Source organism: Rhizobium sp. CCGE531 (assembly GCF_003627795.1).
Taxonomy (GTDB): Bacteria; Pseudomonadota; Alphaproteobacteria; order Rhizobiales; family Rhizobiaceae; genus Rhizobium.
In genome coordinates this window covers 2590975-2616238 of record NZ_CP032684.1, presented here as the reverse complement: position 1 = coordinate 2616238, position 25264 = coordinate 2590975, and the positions used below count along the sequence as shown (strand labels likewise).

Below are 25264 nucleotides of genomic sequence, written 5' to 3'. Positions count from 1 at the left end.
CAGTGGCCAATCGCTCCCGATAGGAATACTGCCATTCGACATAATTAATGTCAACATTATTTATGTTTATTCGCATCGACAAAACACTGGAGGTGTCTGACATGGATCTGGATCGCCTATTTGCGGGCAATGTGTCCGCAAATACGGCCGATGATCGTCAGTCGCTCAAGCTCGACGGTGAACGTCTCAAGGGCAGGATTGTCCGAAATGATCTTCACCTGGCTGGGTTGCGTGAAGGGCACGCGCTGAAGGCGCTTGATCTGCGGTTCGGAATAGCCGTCGCTGATGGCGTAGACGGTGTCCGTCGTCATTTGGTTCTGGGAGAGGTCGACGATGACGCGATCACCCGGCATGTAGGTCGGCTGCATGGAATCGCCGACAACTTCCATGATGATGGTATGGTTCGGCGAAGCCTTTGCCTCGTTCCGCAAATAGCCTGTGGGAATAAGCCATTCCGCGACGATTTTATGCCCGGCAACGTTCCCGGAGCCGACGGGAAGGTTGATCACTTCGCCGATAATGCCGCTACCGGCCCCCAATTTGACATCGACCTCCGGCATTGCGCCTGCGATCTGCGGCGTCCAATGCTCGCGGCTATAGCTGTGCTCTTCGCCATCTTCGGCAAATCCGTCTTGATCCTGCACATCGGGATCGAAGGAGGTGACGATGGTCGGCGCCACGCGCGCCACCGTGCGCGGTCCTTCTCCTGTTAGGAGATAGCCGGCCGAGGTGCCGAATTTCTTGGCGTAGCGATTGGCGATTTCGGCATTGAACTCGTTCTGCCCATTCTCGTGCGCGCGATAGGTGGACAGGCTCACGCCGAGCGCTTCCGCTGCCTTTGTGGCTGATGGATAATTTGCGGCTTCGCGGGCCGCCTTCAGTCGTTCGCCCATGGATTTTTGCATTTTTCGACCCTTGCAAAATTCACAACATAAATAATGTTGACATCATCTTTATTATCAACATAATTGGTGTTTATCAAGAGGGCTGCGGCGTAAACTGCAGCGAGCTGGTACGCGGACTGATCTGCGGACTTCGGACAGAATGTATTTAGAGGTGACGGCATGACCACAGACAGAAGGAGTAGGAAGACATCGTCTCGCGCGGGATATTTCGACTGCTTCTGGGGCTGCCCCGGTTGCCGGCGCATCCTGTCGATTGCGGAAATTATCGAACTGCATTGCGAGGACTGCGATCTCGCCATCGAGCCATTGGAAATAGTCATTGGCGAGCCGGCCAATGAAACGCCCGATCTGGAGAGACTGTCATGAGCGAGTTGCTTCAGGGCTTTCTGGCCTGCGTGGGCGCAGCACTCTTCCTCGGCACCATGCTGATAGCGGCAAAATCGATCGTTTGCAGATCGTCATGCTTGTATGGCGAAGATGAAGATTGTGGCGCGCCGGAAGGGGATCAGATCCACTTTCGGCTAGCTGAAGACGAAAGTGCTGGCGCCGAGAAGTCGGCACGTTTCGCCGAAATGAGCTGACGATCACCGACGCTCCCCATCGAAACCCAACAGGACACTCAACAGATAGATCCGGCCCGTCGGCTGGAGGAGGTTGCTATGAACGAATTTCAAATCGGAACTGAAGCCGTTGCCGGCGGTCATAACGGCTGGATCCGAAAGGTGCACCGGGCGACAAACGAGCTGCTCCGGGATAAGCGCGGCGAGCCGATCGTCTTTGCGACGCAGGATGCAGCGAAGGCTGCCGCCGGCGAGGCAATGGTTGCCTATCTCAATACGCCGATGCTGCGTGATGGAGCGAGGGTCGAGGCGATTTCGAAGGCGGAGGCCTTTTTCAAACCGAAGCCTGCCAATTCCGCCCGCGGCGCCGAAGGCGTTGCCTGATCGGTTTGTTGGAATGGAAAAAGCATCAAATTCAGTGACGAAAGGAGTTGAGCTGTCATGACCAAAGGCAGGCTGGATTTTCTTCTCGATGGGCTCGGCATCAAGCTGGTTCCGGTCCATCGGCGACGCGCCCCGGCAGAAAGCCATGCGCGCGGGACGATGCAGGAAGTCCGCGGCCGTTTCGGCGACGGCCATCTGGTCTTCGTTTTGCGGTGCATCCGGCAGACCGGGAGCAATCGGGACGAACTCTGGTCGGACACGATCGGTGCGGTATCCGATGTCCTCGCGCAGCGCCAGGATTGGGCCCTGCAGCGTCCAGGCGATCTGTTGGGCGCCTTCGATGATATCGCGCTCGCTTCCTTACGCACGGATGCCGTGGCGCGGCGGCCTTGGCCGGTTCGCGCGACATTGCGCACGCTGATCTATCGAGAATTGGAGAAACGACTTGATGTACCAGTCCGCCTTGCAGTTTGACGATCTATCCCTTCGCGCGGCGGAGATCGCCGATTTGAGCCTGATCGTCCGTGCCCGCTTCGTCGAGGCCGCCGATACGATGGTTCATCTCGATGTGCGCGGCGTTCGGCCTGACAGGATGCGGACGCTTTGGCCGGAGGTTTTGCCCGAGGCAATGGAGCAAGCGGATATCCGCATTCGTTATCGTCCAAGTGCTGCGGCAATCAGCCGGGCGGAGGAGGTCCTGCAGGAATGGTTGCGGGTTTATGTCAAGGACGGAGAACGGCGCATCCTGCTTTCGCGGTGGTCCGTTTGCCTCGCCGCACCTTATGTTGCCGGCTCCTTCCGGGATTTCTGCGCTCGAACGCGACGCGTGCGCCGCACGGCCGAGCGGCACATTCAGAGCGAATTCCAGAATCTTGCTGGCGTGCTCCTCGCCGGCACGCCGATATTGCAGGAGCCGGATTGGTCGCGCATATCCCCGATGATGCCGAACGTGCCCGACAGGCTCGATCGGGTAAAGCTACGGGCGCCCAAGCATGAAAACCACTGGCTGCCGGATGATGCGCGGCCTGTCTTCGATGCGGCAAGTCCAGAACTAGCCGAACTGGCCAAACGACTGGAGCGCGGAAATCGCAGGCGCGCCAAGATGAACGCCTGAATCGTAGCGACGATTGCGGTCCGAACCCGTATAATCGCTATGATGTACCAATTCTCCGCTCGGTGACTTTGTTCATTCGAATGCAAAGACGCCGGCTAGGCGCGTCCTTGTAGTATCCTCGCCGAAATCCGAGACCGCATATTCCGCCAGAAGCCGAAGTCGCGATGTCGGCAGATGCGCGCGCCATGGATCGCCGATCAAGATCACAATTCCCTGTGCCAGGCAGCGATCCAGAAATGCTGTGACTTTCTCAGCAAGCGCCGCTTCATAGAAAAGATCTCCGACGCATATCACATCGACGTCAGGCGATTCTCCCTCCGTCAAATCGGCGATCATGGCGTTGACCGTTACTCCATTCAATGCCGTATTGAGCTTAATGACCGCAATGGCATAGGGATCGATGTCGGCCGCATGGACCGTCGCCGCACCCGCCTTTGCGGCCGCAATCCCGACAATTCCCGAACCGGCACCAAGATCCAGCACGCGGCGGCCGGCCACGCTTTCGGGCCTGTCGAGAAGATAGTGCGCCAGGACCAGTCCTCCTCCCCAATAATGCGCCCAGTAAGGCGACCCGAATTGCGAATCCCGCTCTGCGAGGCGCCGCAACCCGCTTTGCGGGCCTGCTTTATGCAGACGAATATCCGGAATGCCGGGAACGGGCAGGACCGGTAGATTGGCGGCGATAAACTGCCGAATCCAATCTTGGCTCGTGGCGTCACCCGCGCCGCGCTCCTGTTGCCGCGGGAGTGTAGTGCGGATCTGCTTGAGGGTTTTCTTCGACTGAATTCGATCGTGCATCTCGGATGTTTTCGAAGCCGCAGGTATGGATTGAGGATTATATATCTCAAATCGTCGGACTGCAGAGTGCAATATTCACGAGTGATTTCAAGTTGTTATTTGAAGCCCTCGCCAAGGCTCGTATTCCTTGCGCGGCGATCATCCTTCAAGGGTGTCGCCAACTGCGCCGAAATGGGGTATCTATTTTGGCATGATGAGAACAGTTGCAGCGACGCACTGTCGACCGCAAGCGTTGTTTTGAACCGCTTGTTTTCTTTCAAAATTCCATCGGAAATCTGAAGCATGACCAATGCCGACAAGCCGGTCGCGCCGCGCAAGCCGCGTGCGCGCCGTCGCAAGGCCGTTTCCGCCGACGACACACCGCTCGATTATATGTTGAAAGTGATGCGCGACGACGAGGCGGATCAGAAGCGACGCGATGAAATGGCGAAGATCGCAGCCTCCTATGTTCACCAGAAGCCAAGCGAACGCTCTGGCACTGGGGCCAAAGGAGGCAGGGGCGTCACCATCGACTTAACCAATGCCACGGATGAGCAGCTTGCAATACTCGAATCCCTCTTCGGCCCGCTTGCCGGATCCGGCGGCGATGATGGCGGCGATACGGGAGGAGAAGGAGAAGCGGAGAGCTGAACGCGAGCGAGGGGAGGTCGCCGCCCGGATTGCAACGGATGCGGAGAGAATTCGCGCCGACTGCCAATCGCTGACGGGGTTCGTTCGGGAGGCGTGGCACGTTGTCGAGCCTTCGGTCGACTATGTCCATGGCTGGCACATCGACGCCATTTGCCGGCATCTCGAGGCAGTGACTTCGGGTGAGATTACACGGCTCTTGATCAATGTGCCGCCGGGCACGATGAAGTCGCTCCTATGCGGGGTCTTCTGGCCGGCATGGGAATGGGGACCGAAGGGCAGGCCAGAGCTGCGCTATCTCGGTGCCTCCTATTCGGAACACTATGCCAAGCGCGACAACAGGCGCATGCGCGACCTCGTCGCGTCGGAATGGTATCAGGCGCTCTGGGGTGATCGGGTCAAGCTGACGAGAACCGGGGAGATGGCTTTCGCCAACACCCGCACGGGCTCGCGCCAGGGTGTGCCGTTCTCGAGGTTGACGGGTGGTCGTGGCGACCGCGTCATCATCGACGATCCGCATTCGGTCGATGGGGCTGAATCGGAGGCTGAACGCCTGTCTACGGTTCGCACATTTCGCGAATCCGTGCCGACGCGACTCAACGATCCCCAGCGCTCGGCGATCGTCGTCGTGATGCAACGACTGCACGAGGCGGATGTATCAGGCACGATCCTGGCGCTCGGGCTCGGTTACGAGCACTTGATGCTGCCGATGGAATTCGAGCCTGAGCGTCGCTGCCGGACGTCGATCGGATTTATTGATCCGAGGACGGAGGAGGGCGAGCTGCTTTTCCCGCAGCGTTTTCCCCGTGCGGTGGTCGAGCGGGACAAGATACCGCTTGGCTCTTATGCGGTGGCAGGCCAGTTTCAGCAGCAGCCCGCGCCGCGTTCCGGTGGTCTGTTTCAGCGCGGCGACTTCGAAATCGTCGAGGCGTTGCCTTCAGGTGCAAAACGTTGTCGCGCCTGGGATTTCGCCGCTTCGAAAGCACGCCCCGGCCGCCAGCCGGATTGGACTGTTGGCCTGCGTATGGCTTGGGTCAATGGCATTTTCTATGTCGAAACCATCGCGCGTGGACGCTGGTCGCCTGCCGAAGTGGAACGCAATCTCAAGAACGTCGCATCGCAGGACGGGCCGACGGCGACGATCCGGATGCCGCAGGATCCGGGAGCAGCCGGTAAGGCCGATGCGGAAACGAAGGTCAAGCTGCTCGCGGGCTTCCCGGTGAAAGTCATATCTCCAACCGGCGACAAGGCAACGCGCGCCAAGCCGGCCTCGGCGCAGGCGGAAGCGGGGAACGTCAAGCTTTTGCGCGGGGCCTGGAACGAGGCATTTCTCGATGAGATCTGCGCCTTTCCAAACGGGCAGTTCGACGATCAGGTCGATGCCTTCGCCGATGCATTGAATGAGCTCGCCCTGAGTTCCTCCTTCAGCTTCAGCAACTTCTAGGCTCGCCCAGCGCGAACCTCTTCATCACATGACATCAAAGGATAATCCATGGGGCAGGTATTCTCGATGGTGCGCGACGGATTGGTGAGCCTTGCATCCCGCATGGGCACCGAACGCGACAAGGCGGCATCCGTTTTCTACACGCAGCCGATCCTGACGGACGAGCAGATCATTGCCGCCTATCGCGGCTCCTGGCTGCCGCGCAAGATCGTCGATATCCCGGCGCTCGATAGCTGCCGGAAATGGCGAAACTGGCAGGCAGCGGGCGATCAGATCGAATTGATCGATGCCGAGGAACGCCGGCTCAATCTGCGCGGCAAGGTGCTGGAAGTGTCGACAAAGGCACGCCTTTTCGGCGGCGCCGCCTTGTTCATCGGGTCCGGGGGCGCCGATCCGGCACTGCCGTTGGAGATGGAGCGGGTCGGGACGGGTGGCCTCAAACACCTGACGGTGCTGACGCGCCGCCAGTTGGCTGCTGGCGACATCGACAGCGATCCGGCCTCGGAATGGTACGGAACGCCGAAATTCTACACGCTGACCGGTGCCAATGGCATGCAGGTGACCATCCATCCATCGCGGCTCGTCATCTTCAAAGGGGCGATGACGCCAAACGAAGAGTTTGGTGGGATGGGTAATCATGCCTGGGGTGAAAGCGTGCTGGCCGCGACATTCGACGCGATCAAGAACGCCGACAGTACGGCGGCCAATATTGCCAGCCTCGTCTTCGAGGCGAAGATCGATATCATCAAGGTCCCGCAGTTCTCCGCCAATATCGGCAACAAGGCCTATGAAGATGCCGTGCTGCGTCGTTACTCGCTCGCGAACACGATCAAGGGTGTCAACGGCACTCTGATCCTCGATGCCGAAGAGGACTATGACAGCAAGAGCGCGCCGCTCTCCGGCCTCACGGATATTCTGATGGCCTTCCTGCAGATCGTTGCTGGCGCGGCCGACATTCCCGTTACCCGATTGCTCGGCCAATCGCCCGCGGGTTTGAACGCGACCGGCACGGCCGACATGAAGAACTATCACGACCGAATCCAGGCGATCCAGGAGCTCGATTATACGCCGGCGATGTCCCGGCTCGACGAATGCCTCATTCGCTCCGCCACAGGCGCGCGCGACCCCGCGATCTATTCGACTTGGGCGCCCCTGGAGCAGATGAGTGAGAAGGAGCGGGCCGATATCTTCAAGACGAAGGCGGAGGCGGCGCGAGCTCTGTTCGGCTCCGCTTCCGGGCAGGAGATCATTCCCCGCCAGGCGCTTTCGGAAGCGCTGCTGAATGCCTTTGTCGAGGATGGATCACTGCCGGGATTGGAGGCGGCGGCAAAGACATCCAACCAGCCGGACGATGTCGAGCAATCCAAAATGGAACCCGACGTGACTTAATGATCCGATGCCGTCACCGTTTCGCGGCTGACGAATCCGCTTCACCACGGCGAGCAGCTTTCATCCCGAACCAGATTGGCTTCGGCCAGGAGAAATCCCAACATGAATTTCACAGACACTGTCACCGTCGCGGGGACGCGGCGGACCGGGGACGGCTATCTCGTGGCCGATGCCCGGATCGCCCGCACGGGCATTCAAACCTATGCCGGCGCCGAAATCGGTAGGCCCGAAATGCCCATCGTGCGCATCTATCGTCCTGGGGGAGAGGTTTTTTCCGAAGACACGCTCAAGAGTGCCGCTCACCGTCCGGTGACAAACGAGCATCCACCTGAGATGGTCACCTCGGAAAACTGGAAGAAATACGCCGTCGGCCAGACCGGAGACGAGATCGCGGGCGAAGGCATCTTCCTCCGCGTGCCGCTGATGGTCAGCGACGAAGAGGCCATTCAGGACATCGAAAGCGGCAAGCAGGAACTGTCGGCCGGCTATGTCTGCGATGTCGATTTCACGGGCGGTGTAACGCCTGCCGGCGAAGCCTACGACGCCATTCAGCGAAACATTCGCATCAACCATATCGCCATTGTGCGCCGTGGCCGTGCGGGCTCGAAGGTCCGCATCGGCGATGCCGTCGCACCGTGGGGCTGCTCTCCTCTCGCAGCCCCACGCCCTCTTTCCAATCACCAGCAAAGCAAGGAAGGAATGATGCCCACGAAGACGATCATGATCGATGGCGTCGAAATCGAAGTCTCCGATCAGGCCGAAGAGATCATCACGACATTGCGGCAGCGGCTTGCTGACGCGGAGGCGGGCCATGAGAAGGCGATTGCTATCCGGGATGCCGAACTCGACGCGCTGAAGGCAGCTCTCCTCGACGAGGCGGAGCTCGAGCGCCGCGCAGAGGCGCGCGCCGACCTGATCGGCCTTGCCAAGGCGATCGCCTGCAGCGTCCAGACATCCGGTCTTTCCGACGCAGCGATCCGAAAGGCCGTCGTTGTCGCCAAGGCAGGCGAGGGAGCAGTCCAGGGCCGATCGGACGCCTATATCGACGCGCGTTTCGACATGCTGGCCGAAGGGTTGCGCAAGAAGCCGGATCTCTTTGCGGATGCCATCAAAGACGGCATCAACCCGACGCTGCCATCCACATCCCTAGCCTCTGCCGCCTATGCCGCCATGGTGCGCGACCTTGAGAGCGCGCATCTGGCCGCCAATCCCACTTAACCAGGTCAACGAAAAGGAGACGCTTCAATGGCGACTTATCAGACCACCTATGGAAACGCTCCTCGGAAGGGCCTGCACGGGCAGATCGCTTCTGAGGAAAAGGCCAACAAGATCAGCCGCACGGTTGAAACCCCTGCCGGCATCAAGTTCGGTCAGCCTGTCCAGCGCGGCCTTGCCGATCATGGTGTGGCGCCTTTCGCCGCCGGCGGCAAGTTCATCGGCATTGCCGTGCTGACGCCGAATGTGCTGCCAGATGTAGCGCCGGCTGGCGGCTATGCCCAGTTCGTCACCGGTGCATTCCTGACCTCTGGTCAGATGTATGTACGGGCCGGCGGCGGCGTCTCGGATGGCGACGCCGTCTACTACAACCCGACGACGGACGCTTACGTCAACGCCGCCGGCACCGGCATTGTCGGCCCCATTCCCGATTGTTTCTTCGACACGAGCGGCAGCAACGGCGACATCGTCGAGATCTCGCTCAAGCACAGGAGCGCCTAATCCATGAACCAGTTCGTTCGACAGCAGTTTGCCGACGCCCAGGCCGCCTATTCCTTCGTTATCGCGCAAGGCCGCAATATCGAGACCCGAATCTACCAGCGCCGCTATCCCACCCTCAATTATGGTCTCCATGTTCCGGTCGTGACCGAAGGCAATGAATGGGCCTCCGGTACGACCTTCTTCACCGTCGACAGCGCCGGCGAGGCGAAGTTCCTCTCAGCCGCCGGTACCGACATGCCTTTCAACCAGTCCACCCGTGACAGCGCCAGCCATGATTTCGCAATGGTCGGCTCGGGCTGGGAATGGAATCTCGAGGAGGTCAACCAGGCCGCGCTCTACAATCTCGATCTCAACGCTTCCAATGCCATTTTCGCCGCCGATAAGATCGAGCGCCTGCTCAATTCGGTTGCCATGACCGGCTCGACGGAAAAGGGTTGGACCGGTTTCGTCAACGATCCGAAGGTGTCGCGCGTCGATGTCGCCGCCGATGGCACGGGCAGCTCGACCCGCTGGTCCGCCAAGACGGCCGATCAGATCCTGCGCGATGTCAACGATCTTATCGGTGGCGTGCGGCAGCGGACCGGCGAAGTCGAATGGGTTGACAGCCTGCGCCTGCCGCCGGAAGCCTTCCGCCTGATCGCCACCAAGCGGCTTGCCGATGGCGATGGCTACATCACGGTGCTGGACTTCCTGCGGCGCGGCAACGTCTACACGGCCGAGACCGGCCAGCCGCTCGATATCCAGCCGCTGCGCGAACTCGCAACGGCGTCGCAGGATGGCGGCGGCCGCATGGTCGTCTATCGCCGCGACCCGGAGGTGCTGCGCTTCCATCTGCCGATGCCGCGCCGGGTGCTGCAGCCGCGCCAGAAGTCGATCATGAGCTTCGAGACCGGCATCATCGCCCGCACCGGCGGCACCGAGGTGCGCCTGCCGGCGGCCATGGCCTATGGCGACGAGATCACGGCTGCGGCCTGACGCTGATCCCCTCTCTTCGCTCAGCGCGGGGAGAGGGCTTCCATCTTCCCAACGATCGACATCGGAGCTTTCATGTCCGCATCCTTCTACGGCACGCTTGCTGCCGCCGATGCCTATTTCGCCGATCGTGCCAATGCCGGCTGGGCCGTGGCGAGCGACGGCGATCGTCTGGCGGCGCTGATGCGTGGATCCCAGGCCGTCGACGGCCTCTACGAGCCCAAATTCAGCGGGCGGCGGACCGGCGGTTACGATCAGGCCTTGTCCTGGCCGCGCAGCGAGGCGACGACGGTGAGCGGTGAAGTGATCGCCGACGATGCATTGCCGCTGGCCGTCACTTACGCGGCTTATGAGGCGGCGGCGCTCGAGCTTTCGGAACCTGGCAGCCTGACGCCTGTTATCGTCGCGGCTCGCACGGTAAAGCGCGAGAAGGTGGGGCCGTTGGAAACGGAATATGCCGTTGCCGATACAAGCGACGACATGATCGCGGCGGCCAGGCCGGTGCTGACCAAGCTCGATGGGCTGCTCTACCCACTCCTGCGCCCGGTGCTGCCGGGCATTCTGGTGGTGTGATGGCTGCATTTGATTATGACAGGACGCGGGCGACTGCTGAGCGGTTGATTACCAAATTCGGCCAGAAGGGCAGTCTGCGGCGCATCTCAAATTCGGGTCCGGACTACGATCCTGTGCAGGCGAGCGAGGATTTTCCGTGTTCGTTTGTCGATCTCGATCAGAGCCAAGCGCATATTGCCGATACGCTGATCCAGCGCGGCGATCGCATGGTTTATCTCTCGACCGAGGGGCTGTTGATCACGCCGACGCTGTCCGACAGGCTGCTTATCGGCGTCGTCGAACATGCGATCGTCGATATCCAGCCGCTGTCGCCGGGCGGGACTGTCGTGTTTTGGCAGATGCAGGTGCGGCGATGACGGCACTCGTGCGTTTCAAGACGATCCTGACGCTTTGGCTGTTGTCGCGAGTCATCCTGCTGCTCAACCGGGTTTCACCATTGCCGGGGATTGAGAGGAGTGGCGGGGACAAGGCCGAATCCCCAGCCACCAGACCTGCGGTTCGTGCCCGTTACGGCCATCTCACCCTTTTGAATTTCGAGCGGCGTAGCTCTTTACCGGGCGACGCCGCCGAGGACGCATAACCGTATCAAGGGCAATCGACATGGCTTCCTCTAATTTCTCCGCCGATATCGCCGCCTGGGCCGAGCGGACCAAGAAGCGCATGGAAGAGGTGGTGAACCTCTCCACGCAGCGGCTGGCCGAGGCGATCGTCGAGGCGACGCCGGTGGTATCGGGCGAACTTGTCAATTCCTTCCGAGTCTCCGCCCTGCCACGGCAAAGCGGGGATGCTGAGGGATCTGATGAAGGCCAGCCGGTCAATCTGGCCGGTCTCGGCGTGCCGTTGGGCGGCATGATCCATATGGGTTTCACCGCGCCGCACGCCGCCGCAGTCGAATATGGCACGGATGGGCAGGCGGGGCAGGGCATGGTGCGGCTCGCGGCGCGGGCATGGCCCGATATCGTCCAGCGCGCCGCGCGCGACACGACGGACTGATCCTTCAAAATCTCAACAATCTAAGCGAGGTGACGCATGGCGACGGCGACGGACGCTCTCATTCTGGCTGCGCTGCTGGATCATCTGGCAGCACTCCAATTTCAGCCGCCATTGCCGGTGGCGCAGCCGGGCATTGCCTTCCCGCCGGCGGGGCAAGAAAAGCCGGATAATTACCTGGCCGTCAGCTACCTGCCCAACCGCCCCCGGCAGGTGACGCTTGGCGATGATCCGCAGCAGAAGCTCGGGCTTTTGCAGGTTTCCGTCTATTGGAAGGCCGGCGGCGGGCTGATCAAGCCACTCGATGCCGCCGGCCAGGTCATCGACCATTTCAACAACAAGACGCTGTTTGCCTCTGGCGTGAAGATCACGATCAGTGGCGAGCCGTGGGCCGCAGGCCCGATCCAAGAGGATGACCGCGTGCAGATACCGGTCACCATTCCCTACACCGCCTTTGAACCGGAGACATGATCCATGGCGAACAAAAGCACGAAGAAGGGCTCGAAAGTCTACGTATGCGAGACGCCCCAGAATACCGACCTGACGGCCACGGCCTATGCCGCGGTGACCTGGGTGCAGGTGGGCAAGGTGGGCAAGGTCGGCGATTTCGGCTCGGAATCCACCATCAACAACTACAATACACTGGATGAGCCGGTGCAGCAGAAGCAGAAGGGCGTTTCCAACGCCGGCGATCCGGAGCTCGAAGTCGCCTCCATCGCCGACGATCCCGGCCAGGACATTCTGCGCCTTTTCGGCGATCCCCTCAACATCAACAACATGGCGATCAAGGTCGAGCGCAACGACGCGCCGCAGGGCAAGACCAACACGGTGTTCTATTCGCGCGGCGTCGTTTCCGGCCCGCTCTATCCCGGCGGCGGCTCCGACGATTTCGATCTGGAGAAGTTCAAGGTCGGCCTCAACCAGCTGCCGATCCGCGTCGATCCCGTCACCACGCCGTAAGCGCGATCTTACGGAACCTTGCGCGCGCCGCTCTCCTGCGGCGCGCGGCCACTCGAATATGTCCCAACCGATAAGGTGTTTCCTTGGATATCTCCAGTCTCGTCAATTCCGAAGATCTCTTCGAGCTGCAGCTCCTGCATCCGGCCACCGAGGAGCCGCTCGGCATCTCCTTCATGATCCGCTCGGCCGAGAGCAACGAGGTGAAGAAGATCGTTCGCCAGCATAGCGACCGCTTCCTCGCCAGCCGCAAGAAGAAGCTGACCACCAGCAAGGTCGAGGCCGAATATCTCGACAAGGCCGCCGCCGCCATCGCCTCCTGGAGCTGGGGCGAGCAGCAATGGAAAGGCGAGCAGCCTGTACTCTCCTTCGAGAAGGCCCGCGAAGTCGTCGAGGAAGCCGGCTGGATCTACGATCAGGTGGCCGGCGCCTCGGAGGACCGCGCAAATTTTATGAAGAGCTTGCCGAAGGGCTTTCAGAAGCCGTAGGGATCGTTGCGCGCTATGATTGCGTGCGCGATGCAAACGGCGAAACCCGGCGCGAACGCAACGAGGCCTTCGAGCTTTTAAGCCCGGAGGCCGAGGTGCCGGAGGCCGGCCATGCGCTCTGGGACTGGTTCTGGGATCTGCGCTCGGCGCAGGCCCCCGGCTTTTCTGGCCCGGCGCCGTTCTCCCACCAGGAAATGCTGGCCTGGCTGCAGCTGACCGGCAATCTCCTGCGCCGCGAGGACATCGCCGTGCTGAAGGCGATGGACGGGCGCTATTGTCAGGTGGTGGAGGAGGAGACGGAGGCGATCAGGGCGCGCGAGGCGGGGTAGTCAGGCGATCGTTATCCTTCGGCCCACCGCCCATTTGCAGATATTCAATGCGTCGGGTCGAAAGATACATCAGCTTCCATGGCTGCAACTTTTGGTGCGGTTTTCTGAGGGGCAGGTCGCCATTACCGCAGCTTTTTCCGCCATTCCATGTCGGTATCGCCATCGATGCGAACGCTGAACTCATTAGCCGTCGAATCACTCCCAAATGGGCTTGCGTATTCGCATCTGGACACGCCACGAATTGCTGTGCCGTAGGCGTTTGGCGCGTCGTAACTTATCCGAAGAGTATACCGCATGGGCTTTATCAGGCCGCTGTCAAAATCGTCCATCATTACCGCTTGAAGTGTAGCAGAACCTATGCTGCCGAGAAGGTCTTTGTACTCTGCGCGGCCAATGGCTTCCTCGGACCGCGTGATTTCGATCCGCTTGTATTCGGACGGTGACCGAAGCCTATCCTTGAGGACACTTTCACATACTGTGACGATCTTGGCGTCAAAGAGATCACAGCTAGCCAACAGCGATAGCAAAAAAGCCACGCTGACCAATCTCCACAATCTAATCACGAAATCCCCCATTCAAAGCGCAGGGTTGTATTTCGCATGGTTTTGAAAGGGACACCAGTGGCAGATGTTGCGATATTGATTACCGAACCGGTCGCAAACTGCCACTTAACGAATTACGGAATTACGGTGACAGTGCACTAATTCTCTCCAATGACGGCCTTGGCTTTGCGGCCGCGACGAGCCGGCTTGAGGGTGGTGTTGGTGAGGTCTTCGAGCCGGTCGAAAAAGTCGGTATTGCCGATGGGGCGACCGATGCTTTCGGCGCGGCGAAGCGTGGCAAACGCCATCTCTTCTTCTGTGGCAGTGAGGAGGGCGGCGAAATCGGGAAAGCGAGCGCGGACCGGTGTTGTGGTCGTGACGCCGTCATCCTCAATCAGTCCAAGCTGGGCAGCGACACTCGACCATCGCCAATCGGCAGCCCGTTCGACAAGGCGTGCGCGCACCGGATTGAGGGCGACGTAGCGGAGCGCTGCGGCCAGATGTTCTTCATCCATGGCGACACAACCGAAGCGGCCTTGCCAGAAATGGCCGGTCCGGCGCAGCCTTGCATGGATATGGCCGGCATAGGTGCGATGAACGCGAGATAGTGCGCGGCGAATACCGTCGGCATCCGCCGGAACGAGGATGAGGTGAACATGGTTGGGCATCAACACCCAGCCCCAGACCTCTACGCCAGCGACGCGACAATGATGAGCCAGGAGATCGCGATAGAGCGCATAGTCATCATCGCAAAAGAAGGTTTGCGCCCGCCCGTTGCCGCGTTGGGTAACATGATGTGGAATATCAGGAACGACGATACGAGCGAGACGGGCCATTGGGCGTGTTGGTCAGATCTGGAATCTAGTGAGTGCACTGTCACCGTAATTCTGCTGTTTTCATATACACTTAAATAATCGTCAACGAACACCGTAGCTTTGCACCACATCAGACGCTGCTTTGAACTTTTGGAGCTTCATGAGGAGCCAATCTGCACATTGGTCGGCTGTCGGATGGTGGTTTTTGTATATCGGACTGTTAGAAATTGCTTTTTCCCAGCTATCAACTGTTTTGCGAACGAGATCGGTATCTTTAATTGTATCTACGAATGCTATCTCAATAGTTTTGCGGAGCTTTAGGTATCTGTCGGCACTGACCACGTTACGGCAGACATACGCGGCGCTCAGAGTATCAAAGCCAGCTCTGGTAAACGCCTCCATGGAATCCACCATCTTTTGATCGTCATCGGCAATGGCGCCATCCGCGACCATGCAAAGAAGAACCGTGGCGAGTATCCGGCGCATTTTCACCCCCTGATTGATGCCCGCTGACAATATTGCAAGTTTCTTTGAAAAGGAAAGCCCTGTGATAGACGTTGCAACATTAAGTCTCGCTGTTGACAGCTCCAGTGTGCGGGTTGCAACCGCCGATATCAAAGCCTGGAATGCAGAAGCATCTCGTGCAGAAAAATCGACGGGCGCAGTCGCGCGAGCCATCAATGGGGTAAACCAAGATATTCGGGGTACTAGCGGAGTTGTTAGCAAGGCTACGTCCGAAGTCTCGAAGTTTGACTCGAGCCTTGGCAGACTAGGCGGCCGAACCATTCAAGCGCCTACGTCTCTTGTTGCGTTAAACGAACAATCAACAGTGAAGCCGCAATCAATCCAAATCGCGGATCAAAAGATATCTGATGATGCTATCGGCGCCGGAGCTGACTTTGATCGGCTGGGAGGAGGCTCGAATTTCGATTTCGTGACAAGTCATGCGCCGGATGCCGGCAAGCCCTTTGTTGAGAGCGATAAGCAGAAAGTATTGAGGGGAATTAGCTGGATCTTGGGAAAAGCCGCCCCTCTGTCGCCACGCCAAGAAGTGAGTGGTGGGGCTGGGGTAATTTCCGACTTTCTTCAGTGGGTGGCAAATAATACGGATGATAATAAACTAATGCAGATTCGGGATAACGCCAACAAATCTTATGAAACCTCCAAGCAAAGACAGGAAGAATCTGGAGGTTCTATACCGGAATACGACAGAGATCTCGCGGTTGCTCGCGAAACGAAAAGAATTGTGGATACGATAATCTCTCCGAGAATAGATATCAGTAATAAATTTTCCAAAATAGATGATATCTTTAAGGCATTTCAGGAGAGAAATCCGCAGTTTGATATGCTGCCGGGTCCCAATTCCCCTTCATATGATGAATTGAAAGTTGCCCTGAGAAATAGAACTATAACCCAAGAAGATCTCGATAGGGTAAGTGCTGATCTAAGAAACGCAATCGCTAAGCCCGAGAATGCGCCCTATGTGTCTGGTCTTGAGAAGTTATATGCTTCGTTTACAGACACTGGCGCGAAAATGGGCGATGAGCTGGCGTCAATAAATCGATTAAGCGAGCAATCGCGCACTGCTTGGCACCAAATTGTAGAGGAATATTCGTCCCCCGCTGATGAATCCAAGAAAAATACAATTCAGCTAAGTGATAGTGGGACGGTTATCGGACAAAGCGCAACGGAAAACAAAGCAGCGAGAACGCAGAGCGACCTTCAGAATTGGTCGACTGCAGCAGCTTTTGTGCCAGGCGGCGACAGCAACGCGAAGCCTCTCGTGGCCGCCGGTTCGAAGAAGCTTATACAGGATCAGAAAGACGCGATGGATGGCCTCACGAAGTCTTCACGAACTTACACCGAACAAACCAAACTTGGCACCCAGAGCTCCGCTCAATCCGCTGCCGCGACGGACAATGTGAAGTCGAAGGTCGTCACGCTGAAGCAAAGTCAGGATGAGCTTCAGAAAAGCTGCGCCGTGCAATTGGCGCAGATGCCGCAATTGACCAAGGCGGCCAACGATCAGGCCGATGCCTATCGGCGTGTCGCCGACGCGCAGACGCTGCAGAAGCTCGCGGGCGATATCCAGTTCCAGCAGGATCAAATGGGCCGCTCGACCATCGATCAAACAGTCGCCTCGACACAGAAGCAATATGGCCTGCCGGTCGATATGAATTCGGCCTCTGCCAATATCATTCGCTACAATGAACAGCTGAAATATGCCCGCGAGCTTGCCGGCGATTTTGCCTCGACGCTGGTCAGCGGCTTGCGCAATGGCGAGGGCCTCTGGAAATCCCTGGGGAAGGCGGCGATTTCCGTGCTTACCAAGATTTCCGACAGGTTGCTGAACGATGTGCTCAACAGCCTGTTCAAGGTCAATAGTGCTGCCGCAGGCGGTGGGCTGCTCGGTGGCGGCGGTATTCTTGGCGGGCTCTTCGGCGGTGGCGGTGGGCTGGATCTCGGCATTCTGGCGCGATCGCCGCAGGCGGCGGCGGCCGTCGCAAGTGGCATTCCCGGCCTTTGGGCCGATGGCGGCTATACCGGCCCCGGCGGCAAGAATGAACCTGCCGGCATCGTTCACGCCGGCGAGGTCGTCTGGAGCCAGAAGGATATTGCCCGGGCGGGCGGCGTCGGCGTTGTCGAGGCGATGCGGCTTGGCCGGCGCGGTTATGCCGATGGCGGCGTGGTCGGCGAGGGCGGGCCGCAATTGCTGCGGGCGCAGCCGGATGCTGCCGTTCCCGTCCGTCGCCTCCGGGCCGACAATCAGAACGATGCCTCGGGCTCCGCTTCGGGCGTGCATGTCACCGTTGGCGTTTCCGTCGATGAGGACGGCAATCTGAAGGCCTATGTGAAGAATGTCGCGCAATCGGAAGCGCAGAGTTCAACGCGGCAGGGGCTGAATGATTTCAATCAGCAGCTTCCCGATCGCGTCGCGCAGATCAACCGCAATCCCCGGAGGCGCTGATGGCCGTTTCCTATCCCTACAGCCTGCCGGCCTTTGCCGATCTTCTGAAGATCTCCAGCGTCGTCTGGGACATTCAACGTAATGACGAGCTTTCCGGCTCCGGCGATGGCCGGGTCTGGCAGGCGGAGCTGGCGCCGCCGCTCTGGACCGGCACGGTGACGCTGGCCGACATGTACAATGCGGAGGCGAAACAGATCGCCGCCCGCATCCGCAAACTGCACGGCGCCCAGGAGGCGCTTTTTCTTTATGATCCGCTGTCGAAATATCCGCAGGCCGATCCCGACGGGACGAAGCTCGGGGCTGTGAGCGTCAGCGTCGCGGCGCTCGGTGACGACAATGCCTCGCTGAGCCTCAAGGGCCTGCCGGTCGGCTATCGGCTGACCGTCGGCGACAAGATGCAGGTCGGCTATGGCGGTCGCTACGCCTTTCTCGAAGTCTCGGAAACGGTTGATGCCAGCGGGCAGGGGATTACGCCCGTCTTCGGCGTCTTCCCGCATTTGCCGGCCGGTTTTGCCGCCGGTCTCGGCGTGACCCTTCTGCTGCCAGCCTGCAAATGCCTGGTCATGCCGGGCAGCCACAATCCCGGCACAGCGAGCGGGCCGATCACCACGGGCGCCACCTTCAAGGTCATCCAGAAGAAATAGACGATGAAGAACATCACCTCCGCCTTCTTCGCGACGCTGACCGGCGCGCGCGACAAGGGGCTCGTGCCCCGTCGTTTCGTCTGGATCACCTGCAAGGATCTCGCCAGCGGCGGGCCCGCCTCGATCGGGCTGTGGACCGGCGATGACGACATCAACATCACCGTTACCTCAGGCGTCACCGGTCTGCCGGAGGCGCGGACCTATTATGGCGGCCTCAATCTGAAGGTAAGCCCGATCCCGCGCACCGCAGATCTGACGATTCAAACCGTGACCATCACCATCGGCCAGATCGCGCCCGCCGTGCAGCAGCTCGTGCGCGGCTATGATCTGCGGCTGGCGCCGATCGAAATCCACGACATGTCGTTCGATACCGGCACGCGCCTGCCGAGTGCGGCGCCGGAAATCGCCTTTCTCGGCATTGCCGATGGCGCGCCGGTGAAGACGCCGGCGGTTGGGCAGGATGGCGATATCGAGATTTCAGCCATCTCCGCCGCCATCGCCATGCTGGAGCGCACCAACCCGGCAAAATCCTCCTATGAAGGCCAGAAGCGCCGCAGCGGCGATGAATTCGGCCTCTATTCCAGCACCGTCGCCAATTGGCAGATCCCATGGGGGCAGAAATGAACAGCGATCTCGTCAGGGTCAAGAACTGGCGCGCCCGCTTCGTTGCCGAGATCGATCGGCTGAAGCGCACGCCCTTTGCCTGGGGCAGCCATGATTGCGGCCCGGGCCTTGCCGGCAATCTGGTGCTGGCGATCACCGGCGTCGATTGCGCCGCCCAGTTTCGCGGCGAATATTCGACCGCCGCCGGCGCGCTGAAGACGATGAAGGCGGCGGGCTTCGACAATCTCGCCGATCTCGTCGCCAGCATGTTGCCGGAGATCCATCCGAGCGAAGCCGGCATCGGCGACATCGCCGCCGTCCCGCATGAAGTCCCCTTCGGCTACGCGCTCGGCGTCGTCAATGGCGAGCGCATCTTCGTGCTGCGCGAGAGCGGGCTCGGCACCGTCGACCTGCTCGACGCCAAGCGAGCCTTCAGGGTCGGCTGACAGGGCGCTACACCGCCAATCTCCATTATCCCTGACCGGTGACATGTCGGCGCAGCTTTAGCTGCGACGGCACTTTTCCTTGCGTCAATCGAGGTCGTCCGATCCATGAAATACTTGATTTTGCTTTTGAACGTCCTCGGTTTCTGGCTGATGGCGGATGGAGCGCATGCTGCCCCTCTAGTCGCAGCGATCGGTGCGATTTCTCAGTTCATCGGCTCGATCGGCATAATCGGCAAACTAGTGCTGACCGTGGCCATCAATATCGGCCTGTCGCTGGTCGAAAAGGCGCTGGCGAAGAAGGATCAACCGCAGCCGGCCGGAACCAAGCTCGAGATCAGCATGGGGGACGATCATGCGATGTCCTTCATTATCGGCAGCTACGCGACCGCAGGTAAACGCAAGTACGCGGGCACCTGGGGAGACGACGGCAAGACGCCGAATGCCTATTTCACCGATGTCATCGAGATCGGCAGCCTTCCCAACCGCGCCGGCGAACGCGGCCTGACCAGCGTCTGGATCGATGATCAGAAGGTCGGCGTGCTGTGGGAGGAGCCACATCCGGATGGGCGCGGCTTCCCCGTGCTGCAATACCGCGTCAAGGGCAAGGACTATCTCTGGATCAAGTTCCTCGACGGCACGCAAACAAGCCCCGATCCATTCCTGACTGCCAAATTCGGCACTCATGCCGAGCGGCCCTGGAAGCCGACCATGATCGGCCGCGGCTGCCAGGTCGTCATCCTGACTTCACGCCACAACACCGATCTCTTCTCCGGTGTGCCATCAGGCCTTTTCGAGCCGCATCCGCTACCGCTTTATGATGTTCGCAAGGATTCCTCGGTTGGCGGCAATGGTGGGCATCGCTGGACGGATCCGTCGACCTGGGAGCCCAGCGCCAATCCGGCCGTCATGATCTACAACCTCGCTCGTGGCGTCTATTACAGATCGGAATGGGTTTATGGCGGCCAGAACATTGGTGCCTTCTGCCTGCCGGCAACGAACTGGATGGCTGCGGCAAATGCTTGTGATGCCTCAGTTCAGCTCGATGGCGGCAGCAGCGAGCCTGCCTTCCGCGCCGGCTATGACGTGCAGTGCGACCAGGAGCCGCTCGACGCCGTTTCTGAACTGCTGAAGGGCTGCAACGGCCGCATCGCCGAGGTCGGCGGCATCTTCAAGATGCTGGTGGGTACGCCTGGTGCGGCAGTCTATTCCTTCTCGGATGACGATATCGTCGTCACCGAGGAGCAGGATTTCCAGCCGTTCCCTTCGCTGTCCGCGACTTACAACGCCATCGAGGCCACCTATCCCGAGCCTGCGGAGAAATGGGCGACGAAGGACGCGCCCGGGCGTTACAACACCGATCTTGAGGCACAGGACGGCAATCGCCGGCTGCCGGCTCAAATTCAGTTGCTCGCCGTTCCCTTCGCCAACCAGGTGCAGCGCGTCGGCCTGGCCATGATCCAGGATTACCGACGTTTTCGCGTGCACCAGGTGTCGCTGCCGCCTGACGCTTATCCCCTGGAGCCGAACGACGTCGTTTCCTGGTCGTCGGCTCGCAACGGCTATGACGAAAAGAAGTTTCTTGTCGTCAAAGTCGAACCGCAGCCGAATTTCCTGATCGTGGTCACGCTGAAGGAAGTCGATCCGGCTGACTATGACTGGCATCCCGGTCTGCAATTGCCGACGGCGATCGGCTGGCTCGGCCCCATCACGCCGCCGTCGCAGCCGATGATCGGCTGGACCGTGGAGCCGTTTGCGATCAAGGATGCCGGCGGCATCGAGCGCCGCCCAGCGATCAAGATCAGCTGTGCGCCGGATCTCGACGACGTCACGGGCGTGTGGGTGCAGGTTCGCGTCAAGGCCAGCGGCGATGTGGTTTTCGACAGCGACAGCAATCCCTATGCCTCTCCCTATTCCTGGGTGATCTCCGGTCAATGGACACTGGCCAATACCGACTATGAGACTCGCGGCCGCTATCTTCCGAAGTCGAACCGGGCAACGGATTGGTCCGCCTGGCTGACTGTAAAAACGCCGAACGTCCTCATCCAGGCAGCCGACGTTCTCGACGGCGCGATCATCCAAACCAAGATCGCCGATGCTGCGGTATCGGCTGCCAAGATCATGAATGAAGCTGTCACCAATCTGAAGCTTGCCGATCAGGCCGTTTCAACGGCAAAGCTGCAGGTCGCTGCCGTCACGGCCGATGTGCTGGCCAGCAGCGCGGTGATTTCGACCAAGCTCGCCGATGGCGCGGTGACCGCCGCCAAGCTCGCCCAAGGCGCGGTGGATGCGACAAGTCTTGCCAGCAGCATCAAGGCGGTAGAGGTCGTCTCCGTTCTGCCCACGACCGGCAATGTCGAAGGCCGGCAGGTTTATCTCACGACGGATGGCAAGCTTTACCGCTACCATGATGGCGCATGGACGGCGGCGGTTGCTGCCGGCGATGTCAACGGGACTTTGAACAGCGCTCAAATTGCCGACAACGCCATCACGATCAACAAGCTTGCCGCAAATGCGGTGGATGCGACCAAGTTCGCTTCCGGCATCCGGCCGGTGGAAATTGTCCCCACCTTGCCGACGACGGGCAATATAGAAGGCCGCACCGTCTATCTGACGACCGACGACAAGCTTTATCGCTACACCGGCAGCGCCTGGACGGCGGCAACGGCTGCCGGCGATATCGCAGGCCAGATCGTCGGAACGCAGATCTCGGATGGTGCGATTTCGACACCGAAGCTCACGGCCGGTTCCGTGACGGCCAACACTCTTGCAGCCGGCGCGGTCACGGCCGACAAGATCGCCGCCACCAGCATCACGGCCGGCCAGATTGCAGCCGGCGCGATCGGGGCGACACAAATTGCTGCCAAGGCCATCACGGTAGACAAGCTTGTGGTCGGCAGCTTCGACAACATGATCGACCTCGGTTTCACGGCGGGCGATCTCTCGGCCTGGGGAACGAAGGGGCAATCCGGCTACTACCTTGAAACCAGTGCGAGCGTTATGAAAAACACTTGGATTCTCAAGTGCGATGAGCATGACAACGCTTTTATCGGCCCGAATCTCATCAAAGTTTCTCCCGGCGAGAGCTATAATTTCTCCGCCTGGGCCTTTAACACCGACCCAAACTATGACGTCTTCATCGGCTTCTACCTGAAGGATCAGTCGCTCAATGGCGTGGGCGGCTTCGTCGCCCTTGCTACCAGCTCGGCTAAGGCCTGGGCACCGCTCCAGGGCAATTTCGTCGTTCCGGCAGGGGTTTATTTCATCCAACCGACGATGGGTGTAACAAAGCCGGCAGGCGCACCGAACGGCAACTTCTGCTATTGGGGCAAACCCAATATGCGACGTGCTTCAAGCGCAGAGCTGATCGTCGATGGTGCGGTAACGGCATCCAAGGTTGCTGCTAACGCCGTCACCGCCGACAAGATCGCGGCAAATGCGATCACCGCCAGAAGCCTCGTTCTGCAAGATTGGGAAAATCTCATTCCCGACAACCAATTGCAGACGCCGGACGCGTGGTCTGCGCTCAATGATACCGTCGTCAACCCTTCAACAGCCCAGGCTTTCACGTCGAAAGGATCGTTCGACTACACTTATTTCATGGGCGCCGGCTACATGCAGATTGGACAAAGTCAGCCTTTCGCGGTTGCCGCTGGTCAAGAATATCTTGCCTCCATACAGGTGATCCGTACTTCGGGCTCCAAGTACGGCTTGTGGGCACGCATTCACTGGCTTGACACCCGTGGCAACCTTCTCAATCCGGACACGTGGACGAATATCACTGTCTACGGTACCGCTGATGGTGGCACCGCCAATGGCCTGCAGACATTTACTGCCGCCATGATGCCACCCGCCTCGGCACGTGGTGCGGTTCTCAAAATGTACATCCATAGGAACTATACGGACGGTAACATCTCGATCGGCGGCCTTAGCTTGCTGCGAAAGGCATCAGCCAGCCTGATCGTTGATGGCGCAGTGATCGCCGGCAAAATTGCTGCCAATGCTGTTACTGCGGGTACAATAGCCGCGAACTCCGTCACGGCTGGGACGATTGCGGCGGGTGCGGTCTCGGCAGCGCAGATCTCGGCCGGTGTCATCACGGCCGACAAGCTTGCATCCAATTCGGTGACGACGGATGCGCTTGCGGTCGGCTCCGGCCAGAACTTGCTTCAGGGCGCTAATTTCGCAGCTGGTCTCGACAACTGGCGGCTGACTTATGCCAGTGGCGCTATACCGGGGCTTTCGCTTGCGATGCGTCCTGCGGGTACGTCGTGGGCTGGCGTAAGCTTTCCGACCCTTATGCTTTATCAAGGAAGCGGACCGAGCGGCTTTTTTGCAGATGTGGGTTGGAAACGTCCAGGCGGTGACACATTGACGGCTGGATTTAATCAGTCTGTCTCTTGCGCTCCGGGGGAATGGTTCGAGGCGAGCGCCTACACGTCAGCACACCGCTGCACCATTGAACTTCGGCTGCGTTGGATGGGCTCTGATGGCAAAGACGTCGACTATAGCGCTCCAGCCTCGAATGCCTCGATCAATGGCAGCTCGACTAATCCTGATTTGTGGCTGCGTTTGCGCGTGACCGGCGCGGCACCCGCAAGCGCAGTTGCCGTCGCGATCCACATTCGAAAGCTCGACACCAACGGCGGGCAGACGGACAGCTATTTGTTCCTGCACAAGCCGATGCTTTGCAGTGTTCCGGCCGGTGCAACGGAACCAACGCCATGGAGCGACGGCGGGGTAGTGATGATCACCAATGGCGGGATTGTCGCCAATGCCATCACGGCCGACAAGATTGCCGCTAACGCGGTGACGGCCGATGATATTGCGGCCAATGCGGTGACGGCAGGCAAGATCGCAGCTGGTGCGGTCACCGCCACCACGATCGCGGCCGGCACAATCACGGGCGACAAGCTCGCCGCCAACACGATCGGCGCCAACCAGATCGCCGCAGGCGCGATCACGGCAAAGCAACTCGTCCTGACGGACTTCAGCAACATGGCCGATAACGGCTGGCAGGCCGGGGTCTTGGACGGATGGATCACTCAGAACGTCCAGGCCTTCTACAATGACACCGTCTCTGGTGATGCGGCTGGTTGGGTGCTTCAGTCACTAGGCCGCGATTGCGCGCGCTCGAACTTCATTGCGGTCACGGCAGGCGAGGTCTATGCCTTCGATGTTTGGGCCTACAACACCGATGCAGGGACGGCGAATGTCTATGCCCTGGTTTCGACCCCGTCTGGCTCGTTGGCATATCCGATTGTCGCGAGCACAGCCACGAAGAACGGCTGGGTGCGACTGCAAGGGCGATATACGATTCCCAGCGGCTATGCCAAACTTGCCATGCTCCTGCAGGTCGAGAAGACAGCCGGCGCCGGCAGCTCATGCTACTGGTCGAAGCCAGTTATGCGCCGCGCCGTCTCGGCCGAGCTGATTGTCGATGGTGCGGTGACGGCGAACAAGATCGCGGTCAACAGCCTGGACGCCATCACCGCCAATCTCGGCGCGGTCAACATCAGCTCTGCCGTCATTGGTTCGTTGCAGGTGGGTACGTCCAACATCAGCGCGGGGGCCGTCACGGCGATGAATGCCGGCCGCGTTGCGGATACCCAGACAATCGGGGCCAATCAAACCGTCAACCTCGCTGCGGTCGGGATTACGGTGGCGGGCGATAGTCGTGTCATGATCAACGCCATGACGCTGGGGCAGTTTAATCAGAATGGCGGCAGCCAAAATTCGCAGCCGATCGGCTGCAACATCTTCCGCGACGGAACCGCGATCTTCAGTCAGACCTACTACCTGGGCGTCGTTCAGACGGTGGTCCAAGGTGGCGGCAATGGTGGCACCTCCCAAGTGACCTACACCGCTGGACTTGTTGGCGTCCCGGCTCTTTATGACGCTCCCGGTGCGGGCTATCACACCTACACCCTGCAGATTTACTGCCCCAGCAACACAATCGGCTGGCGGGAGAGCAACATCGTTGCGACCGCATTCAAGAGGTAA

Annotated in this window: 29 protein-coding genes; 24 read left to right on the top strand and 5 right to left on the bottom strand. The window is 59.8% G+C overall.

Going from position 1 to position 25264, the window contains the following annotated elements; translation table 11 throughout:
* Nucleotides 1-116: 116 nt before the first annotated feature.
* Entirely contained in the window at nt 117-905 is a 789-nt protein-coding gene (locus CCGE531_RS12770; RefSeq protein WP_120664496.1) for a LexA family transcriptional regulator, read from the bottom strand.
* Between the two features lie 159 nt (nt 906-1064).
* On the opposite strand from CCGE531_RS12770, the gene CCGE531_RS12765 reads away from it, so the two are divergent.
* The 5 genes from CCGE531_RS12765 to CCGE531_RS12745 all read left to right on the top strand — a co-directional run bounded on the left by CCGE531_RS12765 (nt 1065) and on the right by CCGE531_RS12745 (nt 2963).
* The gene (locus tag CCGE531_RS12765; RefSeq protein WP_120664495.1) at nt 1065-1271 is read left to right on the top strand and encodes a hypothetical protein; all 207 of its coding nucleotides are present in this window, start codon (nt 1065-1067) and stop codon (nt 1269-1271) included.
* Complete coding sequence (locus tag CCGE531_RS12760) at nt 1268-1486, top strand: hypothetical protein (protein ID WP_120664494.1); 219 nt, start codon at nt 1268-1270, stop codon at nt 1484-1486. The genes CCGE531_RS12765 and CCGE531_RS12760 overlap by 4 nt, the downstream gene beginning before the upstream one ends.
* 78 nt (nt 1487-1564) lie before the next feature.
* Nucleotides 1565-1849, top strand: coding sequence for a hypothetical protein (locus CCGE531_RS12755; RefSeq protein ID WP_120664493.1), 285 nt, complete (start codon nt 1565-1567; stop codon nt 1847-1849).
* Between the two features lie 57 nt (nt 1850-1906).
* A complete protein-coding gene (locus CCGE531_RS12750; RefSeq protein WP_120664492.1) occupies nt 1907-2323 on the top strand; it encodes a hypothetical protein in 417 nt (138 codons plus the stop codon).
* A complete protein-coding gene (locus tag CCGE531_RS12745; protein ID WP_120664491.1) occupies nt 2298-2963 on the top strand; it encodes a DUF6362 family protein in 666 nt (221 codons plus the stop codon). Before CCGE531_RS12750 ends, CCGE531_RS12745 begins: the two co-directional genes overlap by 26 nt.
* Before the next feature lie 72 nt (nt 2964-3035).
* Here CCGE531_RS12745 and CCGE531_RS12740 read toward each other — a convergent pair whose 3' ends face one another.
* Nucleotides 3036-3761: a 50S ribosomal protein L11 methyltransferase gene (locus CCGE531_RS12740; protein WP_120664490.1), complete on the bottom strand. Its 726-nt coding sequence runs from the start codon at nt 3759-3761 to the stop codon at nt 3036-3038.
* 282 nt (nt 3762-4043) lie between these two features.
* Between CCGE531_RS12740 and CCGE531_RS12730 the strand changes: the two genes are divergently transcribed.
* The 14 genes from CCGE531_RS12730 (at nt 4044) to CCGE531_RS12665 (ending at nt 13246) form a co-directional block, all read left to right on the top strand.
* Nucleotides 4044-4391 carry a hypothetical protein gene (locus CCGE531_RS12730; protein WP_120664488.1) on the top strand — a complete coding sequence of 116 codons (348 nt, stop codon included), beginning with the start codon at nt 4044-4046 and terminating at the stop codon, nt 4389-4391.
* Nucleotides 4348-5832 carry a phage terminase large subunit gene (gene terL / locus CCGE531_RS12725; protein ID WP_205586441.1) on the top strand — a complete coding sequence of 495 codons (1485 nt, stop codon included), beginning with the start codon at nt 4348-4350 and terminating at the stop codon, nt 5830-5832. Before CCGE531_RS12730 ends, terL begins: the two co-directional genes overlap by 44 nt.
* 48 nt (nt 5833-5880) lie before the next feature.
* Complete coding sequence (locus tag CCGE531_RS12720) at nt 5881-7221, top strand: phage portal protein (RefSeq protein WP_120664487.1); 1341 nt, start codon at nt 5881-5883, stop codon at nt 7219-7221.
* Nucleotides 7222-7323: 102 nt separating this feature from the next.
* Nucleotides 7324-8439 (top strand): DUF2213 domain-containing protein, encoded by a 1116-nt coding sequence (locus CCGE531_RS12715; RefSeq protein WP_120664486.1) that lies wholly within the window; start codon nt 7324-7326, stop codon nt 8437-8439.
* Nucleotides 8440-8466: 27 nt separating this feature from the next.
* Nucleotides 8467-8937: a DUF2190 family protein gene (locus tag CCGE531_RS12710; protein WP_120664485.1), complete on the top strand. Its 471-nt coding sequence runs from the start codon at nt 8467-8469 to the stop codon at nt 8935-8937.
* A 3-nt stretch (nt 8938-8940) separates the two neighbouring features.
* Nucleotides 8941-9912 (top strand): DUF2184 domain-containing protein, encoded by a 972-nt coding sequence (locus CCGE531_RS12705; protein ID WP_120664484.1) that lies wholly within the window; start codon nt 8941-8943, stop codon nt 9910-9912.
* A gap of 72 nt (nt 9913-9984) precedes the next feature.
* Nucleotides 9985-10482: a DnaT-like ssDNA-binding protein gene (locus CCGE531_RS12700; RefSeq protein ID WP_120664483.1), complete on the top strand. Its 498-nt coding sequence runs from the start codon at nt 9985-9987 to the stop codon at nt 10480-10482.
* The gene (locus CCGE531_RS12695) at nt 10482-10838 is read left to right on the top strand and encodes a hypothetical protein (protein ID WP_120664482.1); all 357 of its coding nucleotides are present in this window, start codon (nt 10482-10484) and stop codon (nt 10836-10838) included. Before CCGE531_RS12700 ends, CCGE531_RS12695 begins: the two co-directional genes overlap by 1 nt.
* Nucleotides 10835-11062 carry a hypothetical protein gene (locus CCGE531_RS12690; protein WP_120664481.1) on the top strand — a complete coding sequence of 76 codons (228 nt, stop codon included), beginning with the start codon at nt 10835-10837 and terminating at the stop codon, nt 11060-11062. The genes CCGE531_RS12695 and CCGE531_RS12690 overlap by 4 nt, the downstream gene beginning before the upstream one ends.
* A 20-nt stretch (nt 11063-11082) precedes the next feature.
* Nucleotides 11083-11475: an HK97 gp10 family phage protein gene (locus tag CCGE531_RS12685; protein WP_120664480.1), complete on the top strand. Its 393-nt coding sequence runs from the start codon at nt 11083-11085 to the stop codon at nt 11473-11475.
* Nucleotides 11476-11511: 36 nt separating this feature from the next.
* A complete protein-coding gene (locus CCGE531_RS12680; protein WP_120664479.1) occupies nt 11512-11943 on the top strand; it encodes a phage tail terminator-like protein in 432 nt (143 codons plus the stop codon).
* 3 nt (nt 11944-11946) lie between these two features.
* Entirely contained in the window at nt 11947-12432 is a 486-nt protein-coding gene (locus CCGE531_RS12675; RefSeq protein WP_120664478.1) for a hypothetical protein, read from the top strand.
* Between the two features lie 83 nt (nt 12433-12515).
* Nucleotides 12516-12917: a hypothetical protein gene (locus tag CCGE531_RS12670; RefSeq protein ID WP_004116243.1), complete on the top strand. Its 402-nt coding sequence runs from the start codon at nt 12516-12518 to the stop codon at nt 12915-12917.
* A 23-nt stretch (nt 12918-12940) separates the two neighbouring features.
* Nucleotides 12941-13246: a hypothetical protein gene (locus tag CCGE531_RS12665; protein ID WP_120664477.1), complete on the top strand. Its 306-nt coding sequence runs from the start codon at nt 12941-12943 to the stop codon at nt 13244-13246.
* A gap of 122 nt (nt 13247-13368) precedes the next feature.
* Here CCGE531_RS12665 and CCGE531_RS12660 read toward each other — a convergent pair whose 3' ends face one another.
* From CCGE531_RS12660 to CCGE531_RS34260, 3 genes are all read right to left on the bottom strand, one after another.
* Nucleotides 13369-13782, bottom strand: coding sequence for a hypothetical protein (locus tag CCGE531_RS12660; RefSeq protein WP_162943904.1), 414 nt, complete (start codon nt 13780-13782; stop codon nt 13369-13371).
* 164 nt (nt 13783-13946) lie between these two features.
* A complete protein-coding gene (locus tag CCGE531_RS12655) occupies nt 13947-14624 on the bottom strand; it encodes a transposase (RefSeq protein ID WP_120664475.1) in 678 nt (225 codons plus the stop codon).
* Between the two features lie 81 nt (nt 14625-14705).
* The gene (locus tag CCGE531_RS34260) at nt 14706-15281 is read right to left on the bottom strand and encodes a hypothetical protein (RefSeq protein ID WP_162943903.1); all 576 of its coding nucleotides are present in this window, start codon (nt 15279-15281) and stop codon (nt 14706-14708) included.
* Nucleotides 15282-15432: 151 nt separating this feature from the next.
* Here CCGE531_RS34260 and CCGE531_RS34650 point away from each other — a divergent pair, with 151 nt between their 5' ends.
* The 5 genes from CCGE531_RS34650 (at nt 15433) to CCGE531_RS12620 (ending at nt 25264) form a co-directional block, all read left to right on the top strand.
* Nucleotides 15433-17571, top strand: coding sequence for a hypothetical protein (locus CCGE531_RS34650; protein ID WP_205586440.1), 2139 nt, complete (start codon nt 15433-15435; stop codon nt 17569-17571).
* A complete protein-coding gene (locus CCGE531_RS12635; protein WP_120664472.1) occupies nt 17571-18215 on the top strand; it encodes a hypothetical protein in 645 nt (214 codons plus the stop codon). The genes CCGE531_RS34650 and CCGE531_RS12635 overlap by 1 nt, the downstream gene beginning before the upstream one ends.
* Nucleotides 18216-18218: 3 nt before the next feature.
* A complete protein-coding gene (locus tag CCGE531_RS12630) occupies nt 18219-18839 on the top strand; it encodes a hypothetical protein (protein ID WP_120664471.1) in 621 nt (206 codons plus the stop codon).
* Complete coding sequence (locus CCGE531_RS12625) at nt 18836-19264, top strand: hypothetical protein (RefSeq protein WP_120664470.1); 429 nt, start codon at nt 18836-18838, stop codon at nt 19262-19264. Before CCGE531_RS12630 ends, CCGE531_RS12625 begins: the two co-directional genes overlap by 4 nt.
* A 105-nt stretch (nt 19265-19369) precedes the next feature.
* The gene (locus tag CCGE531_RS12620; RefSeq protein WP_120664469.1) at nt 19370-25264 is read left to right on the top strand and encodes a phage tail protein; all 5895 of its coding nucleotides are present in this window, start codon (nt 19370-19372) and stop codon (nt 25262-25264) included.

Bases quoted from the DNA above. Each gene is read 5' to 3' on its own strand.
- CCGE531_RS12760 (WP_120664494.1), top strand. From the start codon at position 1,268: ATGAGCGAGTTGCTTCAGGGCTTTCTGGCCTGCGTGGGCGCAGCACTC.
- CCGE531_RS12720 (WP_120664487.1), top strand. From the start codon at position 5,881: ATGGGGCAGGTATTCTCGATGGTGCGCGACGGATTGGTGAGCCTTGCA.
- CCGE531_RS12745 (WP_120664491.1), top strand. From the start codon at position 2,298: ATGTACCAGTCCGCCTTGCAGTTTGACGATCTATCCCTTCGCGCGGCG.
- CCGE531_RS12635 (WP_120664472.1), top strand. From the start codon at position 17,571: ATGGCCGTTTCCTATCCCTACAGCCTGCCGGCCTTTGCCGATCTTCTG.
- CCGE531_RS12625 (WP_120664470.1), top strand. From the start codon at position 18,836: ATGAACAGCGATCTCGTCAGGGTCAAGAACTGGCGCGCCCGCTTCGTT.
- CCGE531_RS12750 (WP_120664492.1), top strand. From the start codon at position 1,907: ATGACCAAAGGCAGGCTGGATTTTCTTCTCGATGGGCTCGGCATCAAG.
- CCGE531_RS12685 (WP_120664480.1), top strand. From the start codon at position 11,083: ATGGCTTCCTCTAATTTCTCCGCCGATATCGCCGCCTGGGCCGAGCGG.
- CCGE531_RS12765 (WP_120664495.1), top strand. From the start codon at position 1,065: ATGACCACAGACAGAAGGAGTAGGAAGACATCGTCTCGCGCGGGATAT.
- CCGE531_RS12710 (WP_120664485.1), top strand. From the start codon at position 8,467: ATGGCGACTTATCAGACCACCTATGGAAACGCTCCTCGGAAGGGCCTG.
- CCGE531_RS12730 (WP_120664488.1), top strand. From the start codon at position 4,044: ATGACCAATGCCGACAAGCCGGTCGCGCCGCGCAAGCCGCGTGCGCGC.
- CCGE531_RS12700 (WP_120664483.1), top strand. From the start codon at position 9,985: ATGTCCGCATCCTTCTACGGCACGCTTGCTGCCGCCGATGCCTATTTC.
- CCGE531_RS12690 (WP_120664481.1), top strand. From the start codon at position 10,835: ATGACGGCACTCGTGCGTTTCAAGACGATCCTGACGCTTTGGCTGTTG.
- CCGE531_RS12715 (WP_120664486.1), top strand. From the start codon at position 7,324: ATGAATTTCACAGACACTGTCACCGTCGCGGGGACGCGGCGGACCGGG.
- CCGE531_RS34260 (WP_162943903.1), bottom strand. From the start codon at position 15,281: ATGGCTCGCGCGACTGCGCCCGTCGATTTTTCTGCACGAGATGCTTCT.
- CCGE531_RS12740 (WP_120664490.1), bottom strand. From the start codon at position 3,761: ATGCACGATCGAATTCAGTCGAAGAAAACCCTCAAGCAGATCCGCACT.
- CCGE531_RS12695 (WP_120664482.1), top strand. From the start codon at position 10,482: ATGGCTGCATTTGATTATGACAGGACGCGGGCGACTGCTGAGCGGTTG.
- CCGE531_RS12675 (WP_120664478.1), top strand. From the start codon at position 11,947: ATGGCGAACAAAAGCACGAAGAAGGGCTCGAAAGTCTACGTATGCGAG.
- CCGE531_RS12680 (WP_120664479.1), top strand. From the start codon at position 11,512: ATGGCGACGGCGACGGACGCTCTCATTCTGGCTGCGCTGCTGGATCAT.
- CCGE531_RS12705 (WP_120664484.1), top strand. From the start codon at position 8,941: ATGAACCAGTTCGTTCGACAGCAGTTTGCCGACGCCCAGGCCGCCTAT.
- terL (WP_205586441.1), top strand. From the start codon at position 4,348: ATGATGGCGGCGATACGGGAGGAGAAGGAGAAGCGGAGAGCTGAACGC.
- CCGE531_RS12755 (WP_120664493.1), top strand. From the start codon at position 1,565: ATGAACGAATTTCAAATCGGAACTGAAGCCGTTGCCGGCGGTCATAAC.
- CCGE531_RS12620 (WP_120664469.1), top strand. From the start codon at position 19,370: ATGAAATACTTGATTTTGCTTTTGAACGTCCTCGGTTTCTGGCTGATG.
- CCGE531_RS12655 (WP_120664475.1), bottom strand. From the start codon at position 14,624: ATGGCCCGTCTCGCTCGTATCGTCGTTCCTGATATTCCACATCATGTT.
- CCGE531_RS12770 (WP_120664496.1), bottom strand. From the start codon at position 905: ATGCAAAAATCCATGGGCGAACGACTGAAGGCGGCCCGCGAAGCCGCA.
- CCGE531_RS12630 (WP_120664471.1), top strand. From the start codon at position 18,219: ATGAAGAACATCACCTCCGCCTTCTTCGCGACGCTGACCGGCGCGCGC.